At 67.9% G+C, this 15,044-nt stretch carries 13 protein-coding genes; 5 read left to right on the top strand and 8 right to left on the bottom strand.

Annotation, left to right across the window (positions count from 1 at the left end):
- Positions 1-40: 40 nt before the first annotated feature.
- Positions 41-1,294 (bottom strand): amino acid ABC transporter substrate-binding protein, encoded by a 1,254-nt coding sequence (locus ACO073_RS28755; RefSeq protein WP_422002642.1) that lies wholly within the window; start codon positions 1,292-1,294, stop codon positions 41-43.
- A gap of 150 nt (positions 1,295-1,444) precedes the next feature.
- Between ACO073_RS28755 and ACO073_RS28750 the strand changes: the two genes are divergently transcribed.
- Genes ACO073_RS28750 through ACO073_RS28740 form a run of 3 tightly spaced genes read left to right on the top strand, consistent with a single transcriptional unit; the run spans position 1,445 to position 4,065 of the window.
- On the top strand, positions 1,445-2,218 hold the full coding sequence (locus tag ACO073_RS28750) for an SDR family NAD(P)-dependent oxidoreductase (RefSeq protein WP_422002641.1): 774 nt from the start codon (positions 1,445-1,447) through the stop codon (positions 2,216-2,218).
- A 3-nt stretch (positions 2,219-2,221) separates the two neighbouring features.
- Positions 2,222-3,115, top strand: coding sequence for a polysaccharide deacetylase family protein (locus ACO073_RS28745; protein ID WP_422002639.1), 894 nt, complete (start codon positions 2,222-2,224; stop codon positions 3,113-3,115).
- Positions 3,116-3,126: 11 nt separating this feature from the next.
- Positions 3,127-4,065, top strand: coding sequence for a polysaccharide deacetylase family protein (locus ACO073_RS28740; RefSeq protein ID WP_422002637.1), 939 nt, complete (start codon positions 3,127-3,129; stop codon positions 4,063-4,065).
- 3 nt (positions 4,066-4,068) lie between these two features.
- On the opposite strand, the gene ACO073_RS28735 is transcribed toward ACO073_RS28740, so the two are convergent.
- The 5 genes from ACO073_RS28735 to ACO073_RS28715 all read right to left on the bottom strand — a co-directional run bounded on the left by ACO073_RS28735 (position 4,069) and on the right by ACO073_RS28715 (position 9,598).
- On the bottom strand, positions 4,069-4,971 hold the full coding sequence (locus ACO073_RS28735; protein WP_422002635.1) for a 2-hydroxyacid dehydrogenase: 903 nt from the start codon (positions 4,969-4,971) through the stop codon (positions 4,069-4,071).
- A gap of 73 nt (positions 4,972-5,044) precedes the next feature.
- The gene (locus tag ACO073_RS28730) at positions 5,045-6,553 is read right to left on the bottom strand and encodes a DHA2 family efflux MFS transporter permease subunit (protein WP_422003184.1); all 1,509 of its coding nucleotides are present in this window, start codon (positions 6,551-6,553) and stop codon (positions 5,045-5,047) included.
- Between the two features lie 53 nt (positions 6,554-6,606).
- Positions 6,607-7,713: an HlyD family secretion protein gene (locus tag ACO073_RS28725; protein WP_422003182.1), complete on the bottom strand. Its 1,107-nt coding sequence runs from the start codon at positions 7,711-7,713 to the stop codon at positions 6,607-6,609.
- Positions 7,714-8,035: 322 nt separating this feature from the next.
- A complete protein-coding gene (yghU, locus tag ACO073_RS28720; protein WP_422002633.1) occupies positions 8,036-8,908 on the bottom strand; it encodes a glutathione-dependent disulfide-bond oxidoreductase in 873 nt (290 codons plus the stop codon).
- Between the two features lie 75 nt (positions 8,909-8,983).
- Positions 8,984-9,598, bottom strand: coding sequence for an NUDIX domain-containing protein (locus tag ACO073_RS28715; protein WP_422003180.1), 615 nt, complete (start codon positions 9,596-9,598; stop codon positions 8,984-8,986).
- Positions 9,599-9,811: 213 nt separating this feature from the next.
- On the opposite strand from ACO073_RS28715, the gene ACO073_RS28710 reads away from it, so the two are divergent.
- Together ACO073_RS28710 and ACO073_RS28705 are read left to right on the top strand one after the other, a co-directional pair.
- Complete coding sequence (locus tag ACO073_RS28710; protein WP_422002631.1) at positions 9,812-10,639, top strand: FkbM family methyltransferase; 828 nt, start codon at positions 9,812-9,814, stop codon at positions 10,637-10,639.
- A gap of 17 nt (positions 10,640-10,656) precedes the next feature.
- Positions 10,657-11,976 carry a glycosyltransferase gene (locus ACO073_RS28705; RefSeq protein WP_422002630.1) on the top strand — a complete coding sequence of 440 codons (1,320 nt, stop codon included), beginning with the start codon at positions 10,657-10,659 and terminating at the stop codon, positions 11,974-11,976.
- On the opposite strand, the gene ACO073_RS28700 is transcribed toward ACO073_RS28705, so the two are convergent.
- A complete protein-coding gene (locus ACO073_RS28700) occupies positions 11,961-13,859 on the bottom strand; it encodes a tetratricopeptide repeat protein (RefSeq protein ID WP_422002628.1) in 1,899 nt (632 codons plus the stop codon). The two genes, ACO073_RS28705 and ACO073_RS28700, sit on opposite strands and share 16 nt — an antisense overlap.
- Before the next feature lie 30 nt (positions 13,860-13,889).
- Positions 13,890-15,035, bottom strand: a complete 1,146-nt coding sequence (gene wecB, locus ACO073_RS28695; RefSeq protein WP_422002626.1) for a non-hydrolyzing UDP-N-acetylglucosamine 2-epimerase — start codon at positions 15,033-15,035, stop codon at positions 13,890-13,892.
- Between the last annotated feature and the right edge of the window lie 9 nt (positions 15,036-15,044).

The raw sequence follows: 15,044 nt of genomic DNA, 5'->3' as shown, positions 1-15,044 counted from the left end.
TTCGTTGCGGAGCGGCTTCGCTCGGGATGACAGAAACAGCTCACGCCTTCTTGTCCCAGGTCGGCGACGGGTACATCGGCTTGCCGGATGCCGCATCGGCCGGGAAGACGATCGCCAGCTTGCCGCTCTGGACCTGGGCGATCATGCCGCCCATCAGGAGCGGATCGCCGTCGCCCTCGGGCGTGAACTTGATGCGGCTGTAGAAGGTCTCGTAGTTGGCGGCCGCCAGCGCGTCCCGCACCTTCACGGGATCGGTGCTCTTGGCGGCCTGCATGGACAGGATGTAGGTCTCGATGCAGGCAGCGGCGCCCGCGACGTGATAGGCGATCGGACGCGTGAACTTGGTCTTGTAGTACTCGACGAACTTCTTGGAATCTCCGAAGAACTTGTCCTTGAAGGGCACGTTCTCGTCCCAGTAGGTCGAGCAGCAGAGATAGTCCGAATGCTTGCCCAGCGCCTCGCGGAACGAAGCGAGCTGCGGACCCAGTCCCTGGAACAGCAGCTTCACGTTGGTGTTGGTGGCGATCATCTGGCGCGCCACCAGGAGCGAATTCTGATCGTGCATGACGCAGACCAGCAGGTCCGGGTTGGTCGCGCGCACGGAGCCCAGCACGCTCGACACATCGGTCGGCTTGGCCGGCAGCTCGTAGCCGTCGATGCGCTTGAAGCCCGCCGCGTCGCACGAGAGCCGCACGCCCTCGGCCGCGGTCTTGGAGAAGGCATCGTTGGTCCAGATGACCGAGTAGGTCTGCGGCAGGGGCTGCAGCGTCTTGAACATCGCCGCCGTCGCGGCGAACTGCCGCGTGGCGCGCGGGAACATGCCGAAGACGAACTTGTAGCCGCGGGTGAAGATCGCGTCCGAGCCGCCGCCCGTCTGCACCATCGGCTTCTTGGCGCGCTCCGTGATGGCCGCCGTCGGCAGCACGATGTTCGAGCCGAACGACCCCAGGAAGAAGTTGGTGCCCTCGTCGATCTGGCGCTGGATCAGCGTCGTGGCGCGGGCGGGATCGCTCGCATCGTCGAACAGCTTGAGCTCGATCTTGTACTTCTCGCCGGCGATCTCGACGCCGCCCAGCACGTCGTTCATGTACGAGACGGCGGTGATGTAGCCGTTGTTGACGTTGAGGCCCGTTTCCGCCGCCGCACCGGTGAGCGGCACCGAGCCGCCGATCACCAGCGTCTTGGTCTGTGCATGGGCCGACCGGATGGCAGGGGCACCGAGCGCAGCGGCGCCGAGCGCCATGCCGAACTGCGATACGACACGCCGACGAGTCGTGTTCCCCTTGAAAGCCATGGCACCATCTCCCTTCCTGCACACCCCGAAGACGCGATCGAGCTTATGATGCGACCGACTGATGTCAACGTCGGCACGACGCTCGCTTTCCCATCGCGAACGAAGCCGTGACGATTCGGCGGGCGTCCCATGCGAAAGGAGCAAGGCAACATGCAAAGTCGAGGCCATCGCGTCGCCAACAAGATCGCCCTCGTGACCGGGGCCTCCGCCGGCCTTGGGCGCGCCATCGCCATGCGGCTGGCAGAGGAAGGCGCGACGCTCGTCATGGCGGATATCGAGGCGAACGGCCTCGCCGAGACCGAGCGGATGATCAGGGACGCCGGCGGCACGGCGACGTCGGTGGTGGCCGACGTCACCGAGGAAGCCCCCGTCAAGGCGCTGTTCGCCGGTGCGCTGGCCGCGCACGGCCGCATCGACATCCTGGTGAACGACGTCGGCGGCGGTTCCTCGGGCCGCATCTGGGAGGCGAAGGCGGAGGATTGGGATTTCATCATCCGGCTGAACCTGCGCTCGGCCTTCCTCTGCACCCGCGAGGCCGCAGCCCACATGCGCGAAAGACGCTCGGGTCGCATCATCAACCTGAGCTCGGGTTCGCGCGAAGGCACGCCATGGACGGCCTATTACATGGGCAACTCTGCCTATTCGGCAGCGAAGGCCGGGATTCACGGGTTCACGCGCGGCGTCGCGCTGGAACTGGCGGAATACGGCGTGACGGTGAACGCCGTGGCGCCGGGCCCGATCGAGACCGAGAAGACCGGTCCCGGCTTCCGCCAGATCGAGCATCTCGAATACGGTCCGATCCGTGCCACGCCCCTGCGGCGGATCGGCGTTCCGGCGGACATCGCCAATGCCGTGCTCTATCTTGCGTCCGACGAGGCAAACTACGTGACCGGCACCACGCTCGCCGTCGCAGGAGGACGATGACCGATGGACACAGCAACCGAGATCGCCAACGCACTCGACCGCGACATCGCCGCGCTGAAGGCAAAGGCCAGCGACTTCGACACGCGGCATCGCCTGGTCGAGCGGATCGAGTGGCCTGAGGGAGTCCGCATGGCGGTCAACTTCACCGCCGACTTCGACGCCATGCTGCTGCGCCGTCTGCTCAACGAGCCGCCGACGCAGCTGGCCAAGGGCGAGTTCGGCGGCCGCGTCGGCATCTGGCGGCTGATCGAGCTGTTCGACAGCCATGACATCAAGGCGACGATCTTCACGCCGGGCCGCATCGGCGAGCTGTACCCGCAGGCGGTGCGCGCGGCGGCGAAGAGCGGCCACGAGATCGCCGATCACATGTGGGAGCACCAGGTGCCGAAGGACCCGGCCCTCGAGCGCGACCATCTGCGCAAGGCCAAGGAGGCGATCGAGCGCCTGGCCGGCCGGCCGCCGGTCGGCACGAGGAGCTGGCACAGCCGCGAGCTGCTGCTGGAGGAAGGCTTCCTCTACAACTCGCACGACACGATCGACCAGCTCCCGCACTATGTCGGGGCGCCGGACGGCACGGGTCCCCTGCTCAACCTGCCGTTCCACTATGCGATCGACGACGCGATGTTCTTCAGCTTCGCCTGGCTGAACAGCGAGAACGACGCCCAGCGCATGATGGACCCCGATCATGTCGAGGAGATCTGGTGGGCCGCCTTCGAGCAGCAGTACCGGCAGGGCGGCTACCTCAACATCTGCATGCATCCCTTCGTTTCGGGCCGCGCGCTTCGTATCGCCATGCTCGACCGCCTGATCGGCCGCATGAAGGCGCTGCCCGGCGTGTGGTTCCCGACCTGCGAGCAGGTGGCGCGCCACGTGCTCGCCGCCCATCCCGTCCGCTAGGAGGCCGCACCATGCCCTGGAAGGACCGTTACACGATCAGCGACGAGCGGACGCTTCGCGATTCCGAGGTGCGCTGGCCCGAAGGCCGCCGCTGCTGCTTCCGCATCGTCGTCGATCTCGCACCGTCGAGCGGCCCGGACGGAATCAAGCCGGCCGATCTCGCGACCCCCGATGCCTATTTCGGCATGCACGGCGGCCTCAGGGCGCTGTGCGGCGTCCTCGACCGCTACGGGCTCAAGGCGACCTTCGCCGTGCCGGCCGTGATGGCCGAGATCCATGGCGAGACGATCCGCCGGCTGGCCGGAGAGGGCCACGAGATCGCCGCCCATGGCTTCAAGCACGAGGATCCGAGCACGCTGGAGCGCGACGAGGAGCGGGCCCGCATGGACCGCACCACGGAGATGCTGGCCAAGGCGGCGGGCGAGCGGCCGTCCGGCTGGTTCTCGCTGGCGCGCCAGGGCGACAAGTTCGCCGGCGGCGCCGTCGGCCCGAACACGATCGATCTGCTGGTCGAAGCCGGCTACGAGTATTTCGGCAACGGCCTGGCCGACGACCTGCCGCACTACTGGGTCGCGGACTTCGCCAGCCGCCGCGCCATCCTGGCGCTCCCCTACTACTATCACTTCGACGATCAGTTCTTCCTGCTGTTCCCGAGGAAGGGGACGGGTCTCGAGAATCCCGATTCGCTCTATCGCAACTGGAAGGCGGAGCTCGACGCGCAGTACAAGCGCGGCCGCCAGTTCTCGATGGTGCTCCATCCGCACGCCATCGGCTGGCCGAACCGGCTGCAGATCCTCGAACGCTTCCTCGATCACGCGAAGGCGCTGCCCGAGCTCTGGTACGCCACCAGCGCAGCGTGCGCGCGGTACTGGCTCGCGACCTTCCCGGCCGCCACGCACCTCAAGCTGGAGGCGTCGGTCTGGCGCGACTATCCCGGCAGCCTGAGCTGAGGGTCACCCGGCGGCCGCGAGGTCGATGGCGCGCCGGTACATGGTCATCGCGGCCTCCGGCGTGTTGTAGCCGGCGTGCGCGGTCAGCGTGACGTTGTCGAGCGCGAGCAGCGGCTCGGCGGGTTGGACCGGCTCCTGGGCGAAGACGTCGGTCGCGTAGTGACCGATCTGGCCGGTCCGCAGCGCCTCGATCAGCGCCGGCTCGTCGACGACGCCGGCGCGAGCGGTGTTGACGATGATGACACCCGGCTTGGCGATGCCGATCTTCCGACGGTCGAGGAACCCTCGGGTCTCGTCGTTCAGGCCGAGATGCAGGCTGATGATGTCGGAACGGCGCAAGAGCTCCTCGATCGCGACCAGCGGCACGGTCGCGCCCGACCGGGCCGAGCGGTTGTAGGCCACGACCTCGAGGCCGATTCCGGCGGCGATGCGTGCCATCTCGCGGCCGATGCCGCCCAGCCCGACCACGCCCAGGGTCTTGCCGCGCAGCTCCATCCCCTGCATCGGCCGCCAGCCGCCCTTGCGCACCATCTCGTGCATGGTCGCGATATGGCGGGCGGCAGCAAACACCAGGCCCATCGCATGCTCGGCCACGGTCGTATCGCCGTATCCGGAGATGGTCGAGACCTTGATGCCGAGCCGAGCCGCCGCCGCCAGGTCGACGAAGCTCGCCGCGCCGGTGCCGAGAAACACGATGTGCTTCAGTCCCCGACAGCGCTGCAGCGTCTCGTCGGTGAAGTAGGTGGCGTCGTTGATGACGGTATCGAAGCCCTCCAGCAGTTGCGGGATGGCGGCGGCATCGACCGGGCCCATGTTGACGGCGATCGGCGGGTCCGCCGCGCCGTGCACCCTCCTCCAGACGCTGTCGATGTCAGGGGTCGAGTCGATGAACAGCGTCTGCGGCATGCCGCGAGCCTAGAGCGGTTCGCCGCGGGAGGGAACCACCCCGTTCGATGGCACGTCGAATGGACCGCGGTCGTCAGTGGGCGGCCGGGCCTTCGCCGCCCAGCTTGACCTTGCGCAGGGAGAGCGCGAGCGGCACGGCGGCGAGCGAGACCAGCATCAGGACCCAGAAGACGTCCATGTAGGCCAGGAAGGACGCCTGAAGCTGGACCTGCCGCCCCACCCAGTCGATGGCCTGCTGGTGGACATCGGCCGCGAGGCTGCCCTGTACCGAGAAGTACTCCGCCATGCGCCTCAACGTCTCCTGATAGGCGACGCTCGACGGGATGACCCCCTCGACCAGCCGGCTCTGGTGGAACTGCTCGCGGTGGACCAGCACATTCGAGGCCAGCGCGATGCCGAGCGAGCCTCCTGTGTTGCGCGCCACGTTGATCAGGGCAGAGGCCTGGTCGATCTTCTCGCGTGCGATGCCGTCGTACGATGCGGCCGTGATCGACAGGAAGATCAGCGGCAACCCGACGCCCAGCAGCATGCGCGACCGGGCGAGGAACCAGAAGTCGACGCCGGCATAGACGGAGGTCAGGCTGTACATCGAGATCGCGATGACGGTGGCGCCGGCCACGATCAGGTACCGCGGCTGGATCCGGGTGAGCAGCCGCCCGGTGACGAACATCATGGCCATCGTGACGAGCCCTCCCGGCGAGAGAACCAGGCCTGCCCAGGTGGCCGTGTAGCCGAGATCCTGCTGTACAAGCTCGGGCAGGAACTGGGTGGTCGCGAGCAGGATGGCGCCGGTCGCCAGCATCACCAGGAAGCAGGCGCCGAACTGCCGCGAGGCCACCATCCCGAGATCGATGACCGGGTCGCGTCGGCTGATCTCCCAAGGGATCATCAGCAGGAAGGCCGCGCCGCAGACGATCGCGACCGACACGATGAAGGTCGAGCCGAACCAGTCGTCCTCCAGGCCGCGGTCGCACATCAACTCGAGGGCGCCCAGGAAGGTGGCGACCAGGATGAAGCCCACAAGGTCGAAGCGGCCCGGTGCGGACCGGGTGCGCCGGCGTTCCTCGGCCTGGGCCGGCGTCTCGCGCAGCACGACCGCGATGGCGGCGATCGCCAGCGCGCCTACCGGACCGTTGATCAGGAAGCACCAGTGCCAGGAGACATTGTCCGACAGCCAGCCGCCCAGGGTCGGCCCGACCACCGGCGCGACGACGACGGCCACGCCGAACAGCGCGAAGGCCTGGCCCCGCTTCGCCGGCGGGAAGCTGTCGGCCAGGATCGACTGGGAGACAGGCACCATGCCACCGCCTGCGAACCCCTGCAGGACGCGGAACAGCAGCAAGGCCTGCAGATTCCAGGCGAAGGCGCAGAGGACGGAGCTCGCCGTGAACAGGCTGAGGCAGGCAACGAAGAAGGTCTTTCGGCCCAGACGTTTCACGAGGAACGTGCTGGCCGTCAGCACGACGGCATTGGCCACCAGATAGGTCGTGACCACCCAGGAGGCCTCGTCCTCGCTGACGCCCAGCCCGCCCGCAATGTAGGGCAGCGCCACGTTGGCGATGGTCGTGTCGAGGACCTCCATGAAGGTCGCGAGCGCGACCACCACGGCAACCAGCCAGGGATTGGAGCCGCTCTTCACAGCCAGGCCCTCAGCCGCTCGTAGAGCGAGGGCGACTGGTCGACGCGCACGCTCGGCTCCACCGACATGCCGGGGCCCAGGGCGACGTCGGACGGCGGATCGTCGATGATGACCTTGACCGGAACGCGCTGCACGATCTTGACGTAGTTGCCCGTCGCGTTCTCGGCGGGCAGCAGGGAGAAGGCCGTCCCGGAACCCGGCTGGACGCTGGCCAGGCGCCCGCGGATCGTGCGCTCCGGATAGGCATCGATGGTGAGCGTCACCGGCTGGCCCGGCCGCATGTCATCGAGCTGCGTCTCCTTGAAGTTCGCCGTCACCCAGATCTGGTCGGGCACGAACATGGCGAGGTCGGTTCCCGGCTGGGCGAACTGGCCGACGGCGGCGCCGAGCTGGACCACGCGGCCGGCCTGGGCGGCGACGACCTTCGTGTAGGACAGGTTGAGACGGGCCTGGTCGCGCTTGGCCTTCGCCTCGCGGAGCCTGGCGACGGCGGCGCTCCTCTGGGCCTGGAGCGCGTCGAGCTGGCGCTGCGCCACCGTCAGGTCGGCCCTGGCGCTGCCGACGGCGGCCTGCTGCTGGAAGAGCTCGGACCGGGTGAGATCGCCGGTCTGGCGGCTCGACCATCCCTCCTTGGCCAGGGTGCCGTATCGCTCGTTCTGCTCCCGTGCGAACACCAGCCGTGCCTCGCTCTGCTCGACAAGGGAGCGATTGGCGGCGATCTGCGCGGTCTGGACCTTGATCCCGGCGTCGATGTTCTCGATGCCGGCTTCAGCCGCCGCGACCTCGGCCTTCGCCTGGTCCAGCGCGACCCTATAGTCGCGGTCGTCGACCCGGGCGACCAGCGCGCCCGCTTCGACATGCTGGTTGTCGGTCACCGGCACCGCGGCGATATAGCCGCTCACCTTGGGCGCGACAGCGAACTGGCGGGCGGCGATGAAGGCGTCGTCCGTGGTCTCGAAGCGCCGGGCGTGATCCCAGTAGAGGTAGCCCGCTCCGCCTGTGGCAATGACCGCAAGCAGCGCGATGCCGCTTGCCAGGGCATGTCGCCGCACGAAGGAACGCTGAGCGGCATCGGCGTCCGGGACACGCTGCTCGGCCGGCATCCCGTCGAAGCTCTTGTCGTGGACTTCCGATCGCGAGTCGATCCTGCCCACATGGGCGGGACTCTCGCCGACGCGAACGCGACCATAGGAACGGGCGATCTGTGCTTGGACGGACATGATCCGGGCTCCTGCCATTGGCGTCAGCAACGCGGCAGCAGAAGCGGTCGGGCCCGGCGGGCGGGACGGCGCTTGCTGTCGCCGTCCCCCACAATATGGATCGGAACTCCCCGGACAATCGATGCAGTGGTCTTGGCGAAGTAAACCTTGGTGTAGCCGGCGAGGACGCCGGCGCAGGAGAACCTCAGCCGATGCGGCGGGGCTCCTAGTCCGCCGCCGCCTTGTCCTGCGTCTTCAGGTCGAAGTCGCTGGCGTCATGGCGTTCGTGCAGCTGGTTGGCGGGATCGCCCTGAAGGCGGTTGACGATCCGGCCGCGCTTCACGGCCGGCCGCTCGCCGATCGCGTCGGCCCAGCGCTGGACGTTCTTGTACTCGTGCACGGAAAGGAACTCGCCGGCCCCGTAGAGCAGCCCCTTGGCGAGCCCGCCGTACCACGGCCACACGGCGATGTCGGCGATCGTATAGTCGTCGCCCGCAAGATACCTGCTCTCGGCCAGGCGCCGGTCGAGCACGTCGAGCTGCCGCTTGGTCTCCATGGCGAACCGGTCGATGGCGTACTCGATCTTGGTCGGGGCATAGGCGTAGAAGTGGCCGAAGCCGCCGCCCAGGTAAGGCGCGCTACCCATCTGCCAGAACAGCCACGACAGGCATTCGGCGCGCTCGGCGCCCGCCTTCGGCAGGAACTCCCCGAACTTCTCGGCGAGATGGACGAGGATGGCACCGGATTCGAACACGCGGACCGGCTTGGCCCCGCTGCGGTCGACCAGGGCCGGGATCTTGGAGTTGGGATTGGCCGCCACGAAGCCGCTGCCGAACTGGTCGCCGTCGCCGATCTTGATCAGCCAGGCGTCGTACTCGGCACCGGCATGCCCGCGCGCCAGCAGCTCCTCGAGCATGATCGTGACCTTCTGGCCGTTCGGCGTGCCGAGCGAATAGAGCTGCATCGGGTGACGTCCGACCGGCAGCTCCTTGTCGTGGGTCGCTCCCGCGATCGGCCGATTGATGTTGGCGAAGCGGCCTCCGTTCGCCTTGTTCCAGGTCCAGACTTTCGGCGGCGTGTAGTCGGCGGAATCGGTCATGCTCGGGCCCTCTTGTGGCGGCTGCAGATGGACCGCCATTCTAGCCCGACTGCGGCCGCTCGCGCGAAGCCGGACTCAGCGCAGCAGGCGGGCGAGGCTTTCCGGCAGGTCACCGCGACGAAACCGGGTCTCCAGCGCAAGGATGGCCGCCACGCCCGGCAGGTTGCCGATCTGCCCCAGCAAGGCCATGTCCACCGCTTCGCGGAACGGCACCCACCGCCTCGAGAGGAGCTCGTCCTCGTTGTCCGCCGGCCGAGTCTCTTCCAGATCCCAGGCGACATAGGCCGGCGTCACCTCGCTGCTCGTCCCGGGCGACACCGCCGCCTCGACGAGCTTCAGCCACTGCCGGGCCCGCCAACCGGTTTCCTCCTCGAGCTCCATCCGGGCCGTGACGAGGGGATCGGATCCGGCGGCAGCGCCGCCGCCGGGCACTTCCCACGTGAACCGGTCGAGCACGTAGCGATACTGGCCGATCAACGCCACGCGTCCCTGCCCGTCGACCGGCAGCGCGCAGACTCCGAAGTATCGGACGCGGATGCTGCTGTAGGTCTGGCTCGGCCGGCCCGCCAGGGAAACGGTGTCCTGCCGGACCTCGAAGTAGCGGCAGTCGAAGGCCGATGCCGTGCCCTCGACCCGCCACGGATTCGCGACGTCGACGCCCTCGGTCTCCGTGCGCTCGCTGGCAGGCATCTTTTTCACGGCGAGCCCTCCCCGACCATGCAAACCGTCTCCCATCTGTGCTTTACTCTCAAGTCCATGGTTCTTCGCGCCTGACCTCCGATGGGCATCGTGTCGTCCGACCGCGCCATCTCTTGTCGGGAGAACGCACCACGCACCGGATGGGAATGCAGCGGGATTCGTCCGCCAGGGACCGTTCTACGGGACTGAATCGCCTTTCAAGCAATGGACCTCTATCCCCATCATCTGGCGACCTGGCCGCGAGCGAGGCTGGAGACCGCCATCAAGCGTCGCACCCAGATCGCCTACCTGGGCAATGGCCTCGTCCTCGCGCGGTGTCTCGGCCGGCACAAGATCTTCCTGCAGGCATCGGACCGCGGCTTCGCCTGCAACGTGATGCTGGACGGCTACTGGGAGATCTGGCTCACGCAACTCCTCGCACAGCGCGTGCGGCCCGGGATGACGGTCGTCGATGTCGGCGCCAATTTCGGCTACTACACGCTCCTGCTCGCCGACGCGGTCGGCGCCGATGGCAGGGTGATTGCCGTCGAGCCCAATCCGACCGCACTGGCCTTGCTGCGAGAGACGGTCCTTCTGAACGGATATGCCGACCGGACGACGATCGTCTCCCAGGCGCTTTCCGGCCAGGAAGGCCAGGCGCTCCTGTTCTGCCCGGACGGCGAGCCAAAGAACGCGCAGCTCGTAGGGCACAGGGGTTACCCCGGCGGCACCACGGTCGAGGTCGCCACGGTCACGCTCGATTCGATCACGAGGGATTGCGCCAGGGTCGATCTGATCAAGATCGATGCCGAGGGCGCAGAGACGGCGATCGTGAACGGCATGGCCGAGCTGATCGCGCGCGACAGGCCGACCATCATCCTCGAGTTCAACGCGGCGCGCTATGCCGACCCGGCCGCCTTCCTGGATTCGCTGACGATGCGATATGCCCAGGCCGAGGAGATCACGCTGAATGGAGAGATCCTCCCAGTGGATCGGGAGTCGGTGATCGACAAGGCCCCGCGTCGCGACAGACTCCTGCTTTTCTCCGCCTAGAGGGGCTCCCCGGTTCCATGGCGCGTGGCCCGATCCTCTACGAAGTCGACAACATGACGCTCGCGAGCGGAACGGGGATCGCGACCTATGCCGGCAACCTGGTCAGGTCTGCCATCGAGCTGGGCCACGAGGTCGATGGCGTCTTCAGCGTCAGGCGCAGCCTCGCCCCCGGCCTCGGCCCGCTGAACGAGATTCTCGCCTTCGATTCTCCGCCGCCGGACGGCGAGACGATGTGGCAGGCGGCCAAGCGACATGCCGGCCATCCCTTCCGCTGCCTGTTCGGCCTGCGCCCGACGGAACTCACCCTGAGCGGCCTCGTCGTCGGCTCGACGGCCGAGAAATTCAAGATGTTCGACAGGCTGTTCGCGGTCACCGACCTCAAGGACGCCGTGAGCGCGCACTTCTGGCTCTACGGCAAGCTGGCGCCGCTGAAGCCGCCCGTGCAGCCCTGGCTGTTCCACGCCACGCAGCCCCTTCCGCTCTGCGTCAAGGGCAGCGCCAACGTCTACACGATCCACGATCTCGTACCGCTGCGACTGCCGCATACGACGCTCGACGACAAGAAGTACTTCTACCGGATGCTCCTGGCGCTGGCGAAGAACGCGGATCACATCGTCACGGTGTCGGAACACTCGCGGCGCGACATTGTCGAGTTCCTGGGCGTGGACGAGAAGCGCGTCACCAACACCTACCAGCCTGTCGAGTTTCCGCCGCATCTCCTGGCGCGCAGCGACGACGACATCGCCCTCGACCTCGAACGGTCGTTCGGGCTGACGCCCGGCGACTACTTCCTCTACTACGGTGCCATCGAGCCGAAGAAGAACGTGGCCCGGCTCGTCGACGCCTACGTCGCCTCCGGGGTCGACCATCCGCTGATCGTGGTCGGCGGCAAGGGCTGGCAGAACCAGACGGACCTCAGGAAGCTGGGCAACGAACGGTTCAGCAGCTACCGCTTCGACGGGACCCGGCTGACGCGCCACCGCCAGGTGCGACGGTTCGACTACCTCCCGCTCGAACGGCTGGTCTCGCTGATCCGAGGCGCGCGGGCCGTGCTGTTCCCGTCGATCTACGAGGGCTTCGGCCTTCCGGTCGTCGAGGCCATGCTGCTCGGGACGCCCGTGATCACCTCCAACTCGACCGCTCTCGCGGAAGTCGCCGGCGACGCCGCGCTGCTCGCCGATCCCTATTCCGTCGACGACCTGGCAAGCGCCATCCGGACGATCGATTCCGACCAAGACCTGCGCCAGTCCCTTGCCGAACGCGGGCGCTGTCGCGCACGGACTTTTTCCCGGGCCGCCCACAACGCGCGCCTCCAGGACCTCTACGGGCGGCTCTGAGCGGCCTCGTCCTGGTCCAGGGCCGCGAGCAGCTGCTCGGCCCTCGCCTTCCAGGTATTGCGTCGCGCCCATTCGATCCGCCGTGGCGCAAGAACAACGCCATCCTCCCGCAGGGCCTGCTCGATGCCATTCTCGAACGAGCGCTCGTCCTCCGCCAGGTAGACGAGGTCGCCCGCGACACGTGTTTCCGGCAACGACGTCGCGACCACCGGCTTCCCCGCCGCCAGATACTCGTAGAGCTTGACAGGATTGGTCGCGCGCGTGAGCGGATCGACGCGAAACGGAATCAAGGCGACGTCGAACGCCGCCACCCGCGGGGCCAGTTCCGGGTAAGGGACCTCACCGACAAAGGTAACGTTGGGGCGAACGACGTCGGGCGGCAGGGGCACCTCGACGCGACCGACGATCTCGAACGCCCAGTCGGGATGGTGCCGCGCGCAATGCGCCAGCCAATCGAAGGCGAACCACTCCCGGACTGCGCCGCAATAGCCCACCCGGACCGTCCGCTGCGCGCCGCGTTCCCGCGGCGGTCCGAAGTCGTCGACGTTGACGCCGTTGCGGAGGAGCAGCGGCCTGTGCTCGCTCAGCGCATCGCCCAGAGGGGCCGAGGCGACGACGACGGTGTCGGCAAGTTCGAGGAGCCTGCGCTCGGCGGCCAGCCGGGCGGGCACGCTATCGGGAAAGCCGGCAAGCAGGTCCACGCAGTCATAAACCAGGCGGCGACGCGGCAGGGAGCGCACCACCGGCTCCCATGACGGTTCCTGCACCATGACCACGGGGGCCGACAGATCGAGGCCTGCTTCCAGCGTGGCTATGGCTGCTGCCGCGCCGCGGACCGCCTCTTCGGACAGGCCGTTCGCCAGGTCGGACCGCTCCCCGTTCGGGAAGCCCAGCCGGACCTCGACCACACGCGCATGGGGCCGGCCGATCACGCGAAACGCCGGCCTGTCCGACGACTCGAGAAGCATGGAAACGTAGACGATCCGGACGTCGAGATCGGCCAGGGCGAGCGCGAGCTGCTGCGGCCGCTGGCGGCGAAAGTGCCATTCGACGTTGCCGAACCAGAGAATGTCGAGCCGGGATGCGCCGTGACGGAACGCGGCGACGACTTCTTCCTCCGACAGCCCCTGCGCGTCCGCGGCGCAATCACCACCAAGCCGGGCGAGCTCCAGCGGCGAATATCCGACCGCCGCGAGAAGCGAACGTGCGGCGTCGTCGGACTCGGGAGCGATATCGAGCGCCCGGCGATACGATGCCACCGCATCGGCCCTGCGCCCCTGTCGTCTCAGGACGTGACCCAGCTGCACCATCGCGTCGGCGCTGCCCGGATCGGCCTGGAGGGCCGCGCTGTAGGCCTCTTCCGCTCCCTCCAGCTCTCCCTGTTCCTTCAACGCGTGACCGAGCTGGACCCGGATCGCCGCGTTGCCCGGCTGCAGGGCGAGCACCTCGCCATACTCCATCGCGGCGCGCTTCCAGTCCTTGCGCTCGCGATGGAGATCGGCGAGCCCTGCGTGCGCGGCAATCGCTTCGGCGGAAACCCGGCCATCCCCGACGCGACCATGAGCGACCGCTTTCCCGAAACAGGCCTCCGCCTCGTCGAGGCGCGTCCGACGCTTCAGCAGATGCGCGAGGTGCAGCCAGCCGTCGGCCAAGGTCTCGTCGAGCCAGGTCGATCGCCGATAGGCCGCCTCGGCCGATTCGAGGTCGCCCTCCTCCTTGTGTGCATGCCCCAGCTGCACCCACAAGCCGGCGTCCGCCGGACCGATCCAGGCAATCATGCGGTAGAGGCGCGCCGCCTCGCGCCAGCGTCCCTCCCTCAGCGCGCGGTCGGCGGAACGCCGTATCCCGCCGACGAGCCCCATCCGCAGCGCACGCACGCTCATGGGCGTCCCGGGACGACGGTGCCGCCGGCGTCAGCCATCCGCCCGGCCGAACGGGGCCAGCGGCGGTTCCTCCAGCGGCAGTCCAAGGAAGGTGCGCAGGCGTTGCACGATGCGGAGGCTGGCCTTGCCGTCGCCGTAGGGCGAGCCGCCGGCGGCCATTCTCCCGTAGGCCGAGGCGTCGTCGAGAAGCTCGCTCAAGGCCGCAGCCAGCGACTCGCCGTCGGTGCCGACGAGCCGGGCGACGCCCGCCGACACCGCCTCCGGTCGCTCGGTCACATCGCGCAGGACCAGGACCGGCTTCGACAGGAAGGGGGCCTCTTCCTGGACGCCGCCGCTGTCGGTCACGATCACGTAAGCCGCCTTCATCGCGGCGACGAAAGGGAGATAGTCCAGCGGATCGATCAGCAGGATTCTCTCCGCATTCGCGAACACTTCCTCGGCCACGCCTCGGACGTTCGGATTCGGATGAACCGGATACAGGAGATGAAGGTCGGGTCGCGTCGCGACGATGTCACGGATCACCTCGAACGAGCGCCGCATCGGCTCCCCGAAGTTCTCGCGGCGGTGAGAGGTCATCAGGACGAGCCGCTGGCCAGCCCCAGGTTCGTGAGCCGAGGCGGCGACCCGTGAGACGGAGTCGGCGAGCGAATCGATGACGGTGTTGCCCGTGACGACGATCGATTCCGGCCGGACGCCCTCCTTCATCAGGGCCCTGCCGGCCGCTTCCGTCGGCGCGAAATGGAGCGTCGCCACGCGTCCCGCGACCACCCGGTTGAATTCCTCCGGGAAGGGGTTGCGGAGGTCTCCCGTCCGCAAGCCCGCTTCGACATGGCCGAACGGGATGCCGGCGTAGAAGCAGGCAACGGCCGCCACCATCACCGTCGTCGTGTCGCCCTGGGCGAGAACCAGGTCGGGCCGAAGCGTCCGCAGGCGCTCTCCCAGCCGGTCGAAGGCGCGGCTGGTCAGGCGGTCCAGGCTCTGGTTGGGCTCCATGAGATCGAGGTCCTCGTCTGCCCGCAGCCCGAACTGGCCGAGGGCGGCGCGCACCAGCTCCCTATGCTGGCCGGAAAGCATGAGGATCGAGTCAATGTCCTTCGATTCCTTCAGGCGCCGAACCACCGGGGCCATCTTGACGACCTCGGGCCGCGTTCCGACGATGCAAAGGACCCTAGGCACTACGGAGCG

The sequence above is a fragment of the Reyranella sp. genome (assembly GCF_965229815.1).
Taxonomy (GTDB): domain Bacteria; phylum Pseudomonadota; class Alphaproteobacteria; order Reyranellales; family Reyranellaceae; genus Reyranella.
This window is presented reverse-complemented; position numbering and strand designations above follow the sequence as displayed.

Coding starts and splice junctions, on each gene's coding strand:
- ACO073_RS28755 (WP_422002642.1), bottom strand. CDS start 1,294: ATGGCTTTCAAGGGGAACACGACTCGTCGGCGTGTCGTATCGCAGTTC.
- ACO073_RS28750 (WP_422002641.1), top strand. CDS start 1,445: ATGCAAAGTCGAGGCCATCGCGTCGCCAACAAGATCGCCCTCGTGACC.
- ACO073_RS28745 (WP_422002639.1), top strand. CDS start 2,222: ATGGACACAGCAACCGAGATCGCCAACGCACTCGACCGCGACATCGCC.
- ACO073_RS28740 (WP_422002637.1), top strand. CDS start 3,127: ATGCCCTGGAAGGACCGTTACACGATCAGCGACGAGCGGACGCTTCGC.
- ACO073_RS28735 (WP_422002635.1), bottom strand. CDS start 4,971: ATGCCGCAGACGCTGTTCATCGACTCGACCCCTGACATCGACAGCGTC.
- ACO073_RS28730 (WP_422003184.1), bottom strand. CDS start 6,553: ATGGAGGTCCTCGACACGACCATCGCCAACGTGGCGCTGCCCTACATT.
- ACO073_RS28725 (WP_422003182.1), bottom strand. CDS start 7,713: ATGCCGGCCGAGCAGCGTGTCCCGGACGCCGATGCCGCTCAGCGTTCC.
- yghU (WP_422002633.1), bottom strand. CDS start 8,908: ATGACCGATTCCGCCGACTACACGCCGCCGAAAGTCTGGACCTGGAAC.
- ACO073_RS28715 (WP_422003180.1), bottom strand. CDS start 9,598: ATGCCTGCCAGCGAGCGCACGGAGACCGAGGGCGTCGACGTCGCGAAT.
- ACO073_RS28710 (WP_422002631.1), top strand. CDS start 9,812: ATGGACCTCTATCCCCATCATCTGGCGACCTGGCCGCGAGCGAGGCTG.
- ACO073_RS28705 (WP_422002630.1), top strand. CDS start 10,657: ATGGCGCGTGGCCCGATCCTCTACGAAGTCGACAACATGACGCTCGCG.
- ACO073_RS28700 (WP_422002628.1), bottom strand. CDS start 13,859: ATGAGCGTGCGTGCGCTGCGGATGGGGCTCGTCGGCGGGATACGGCGT.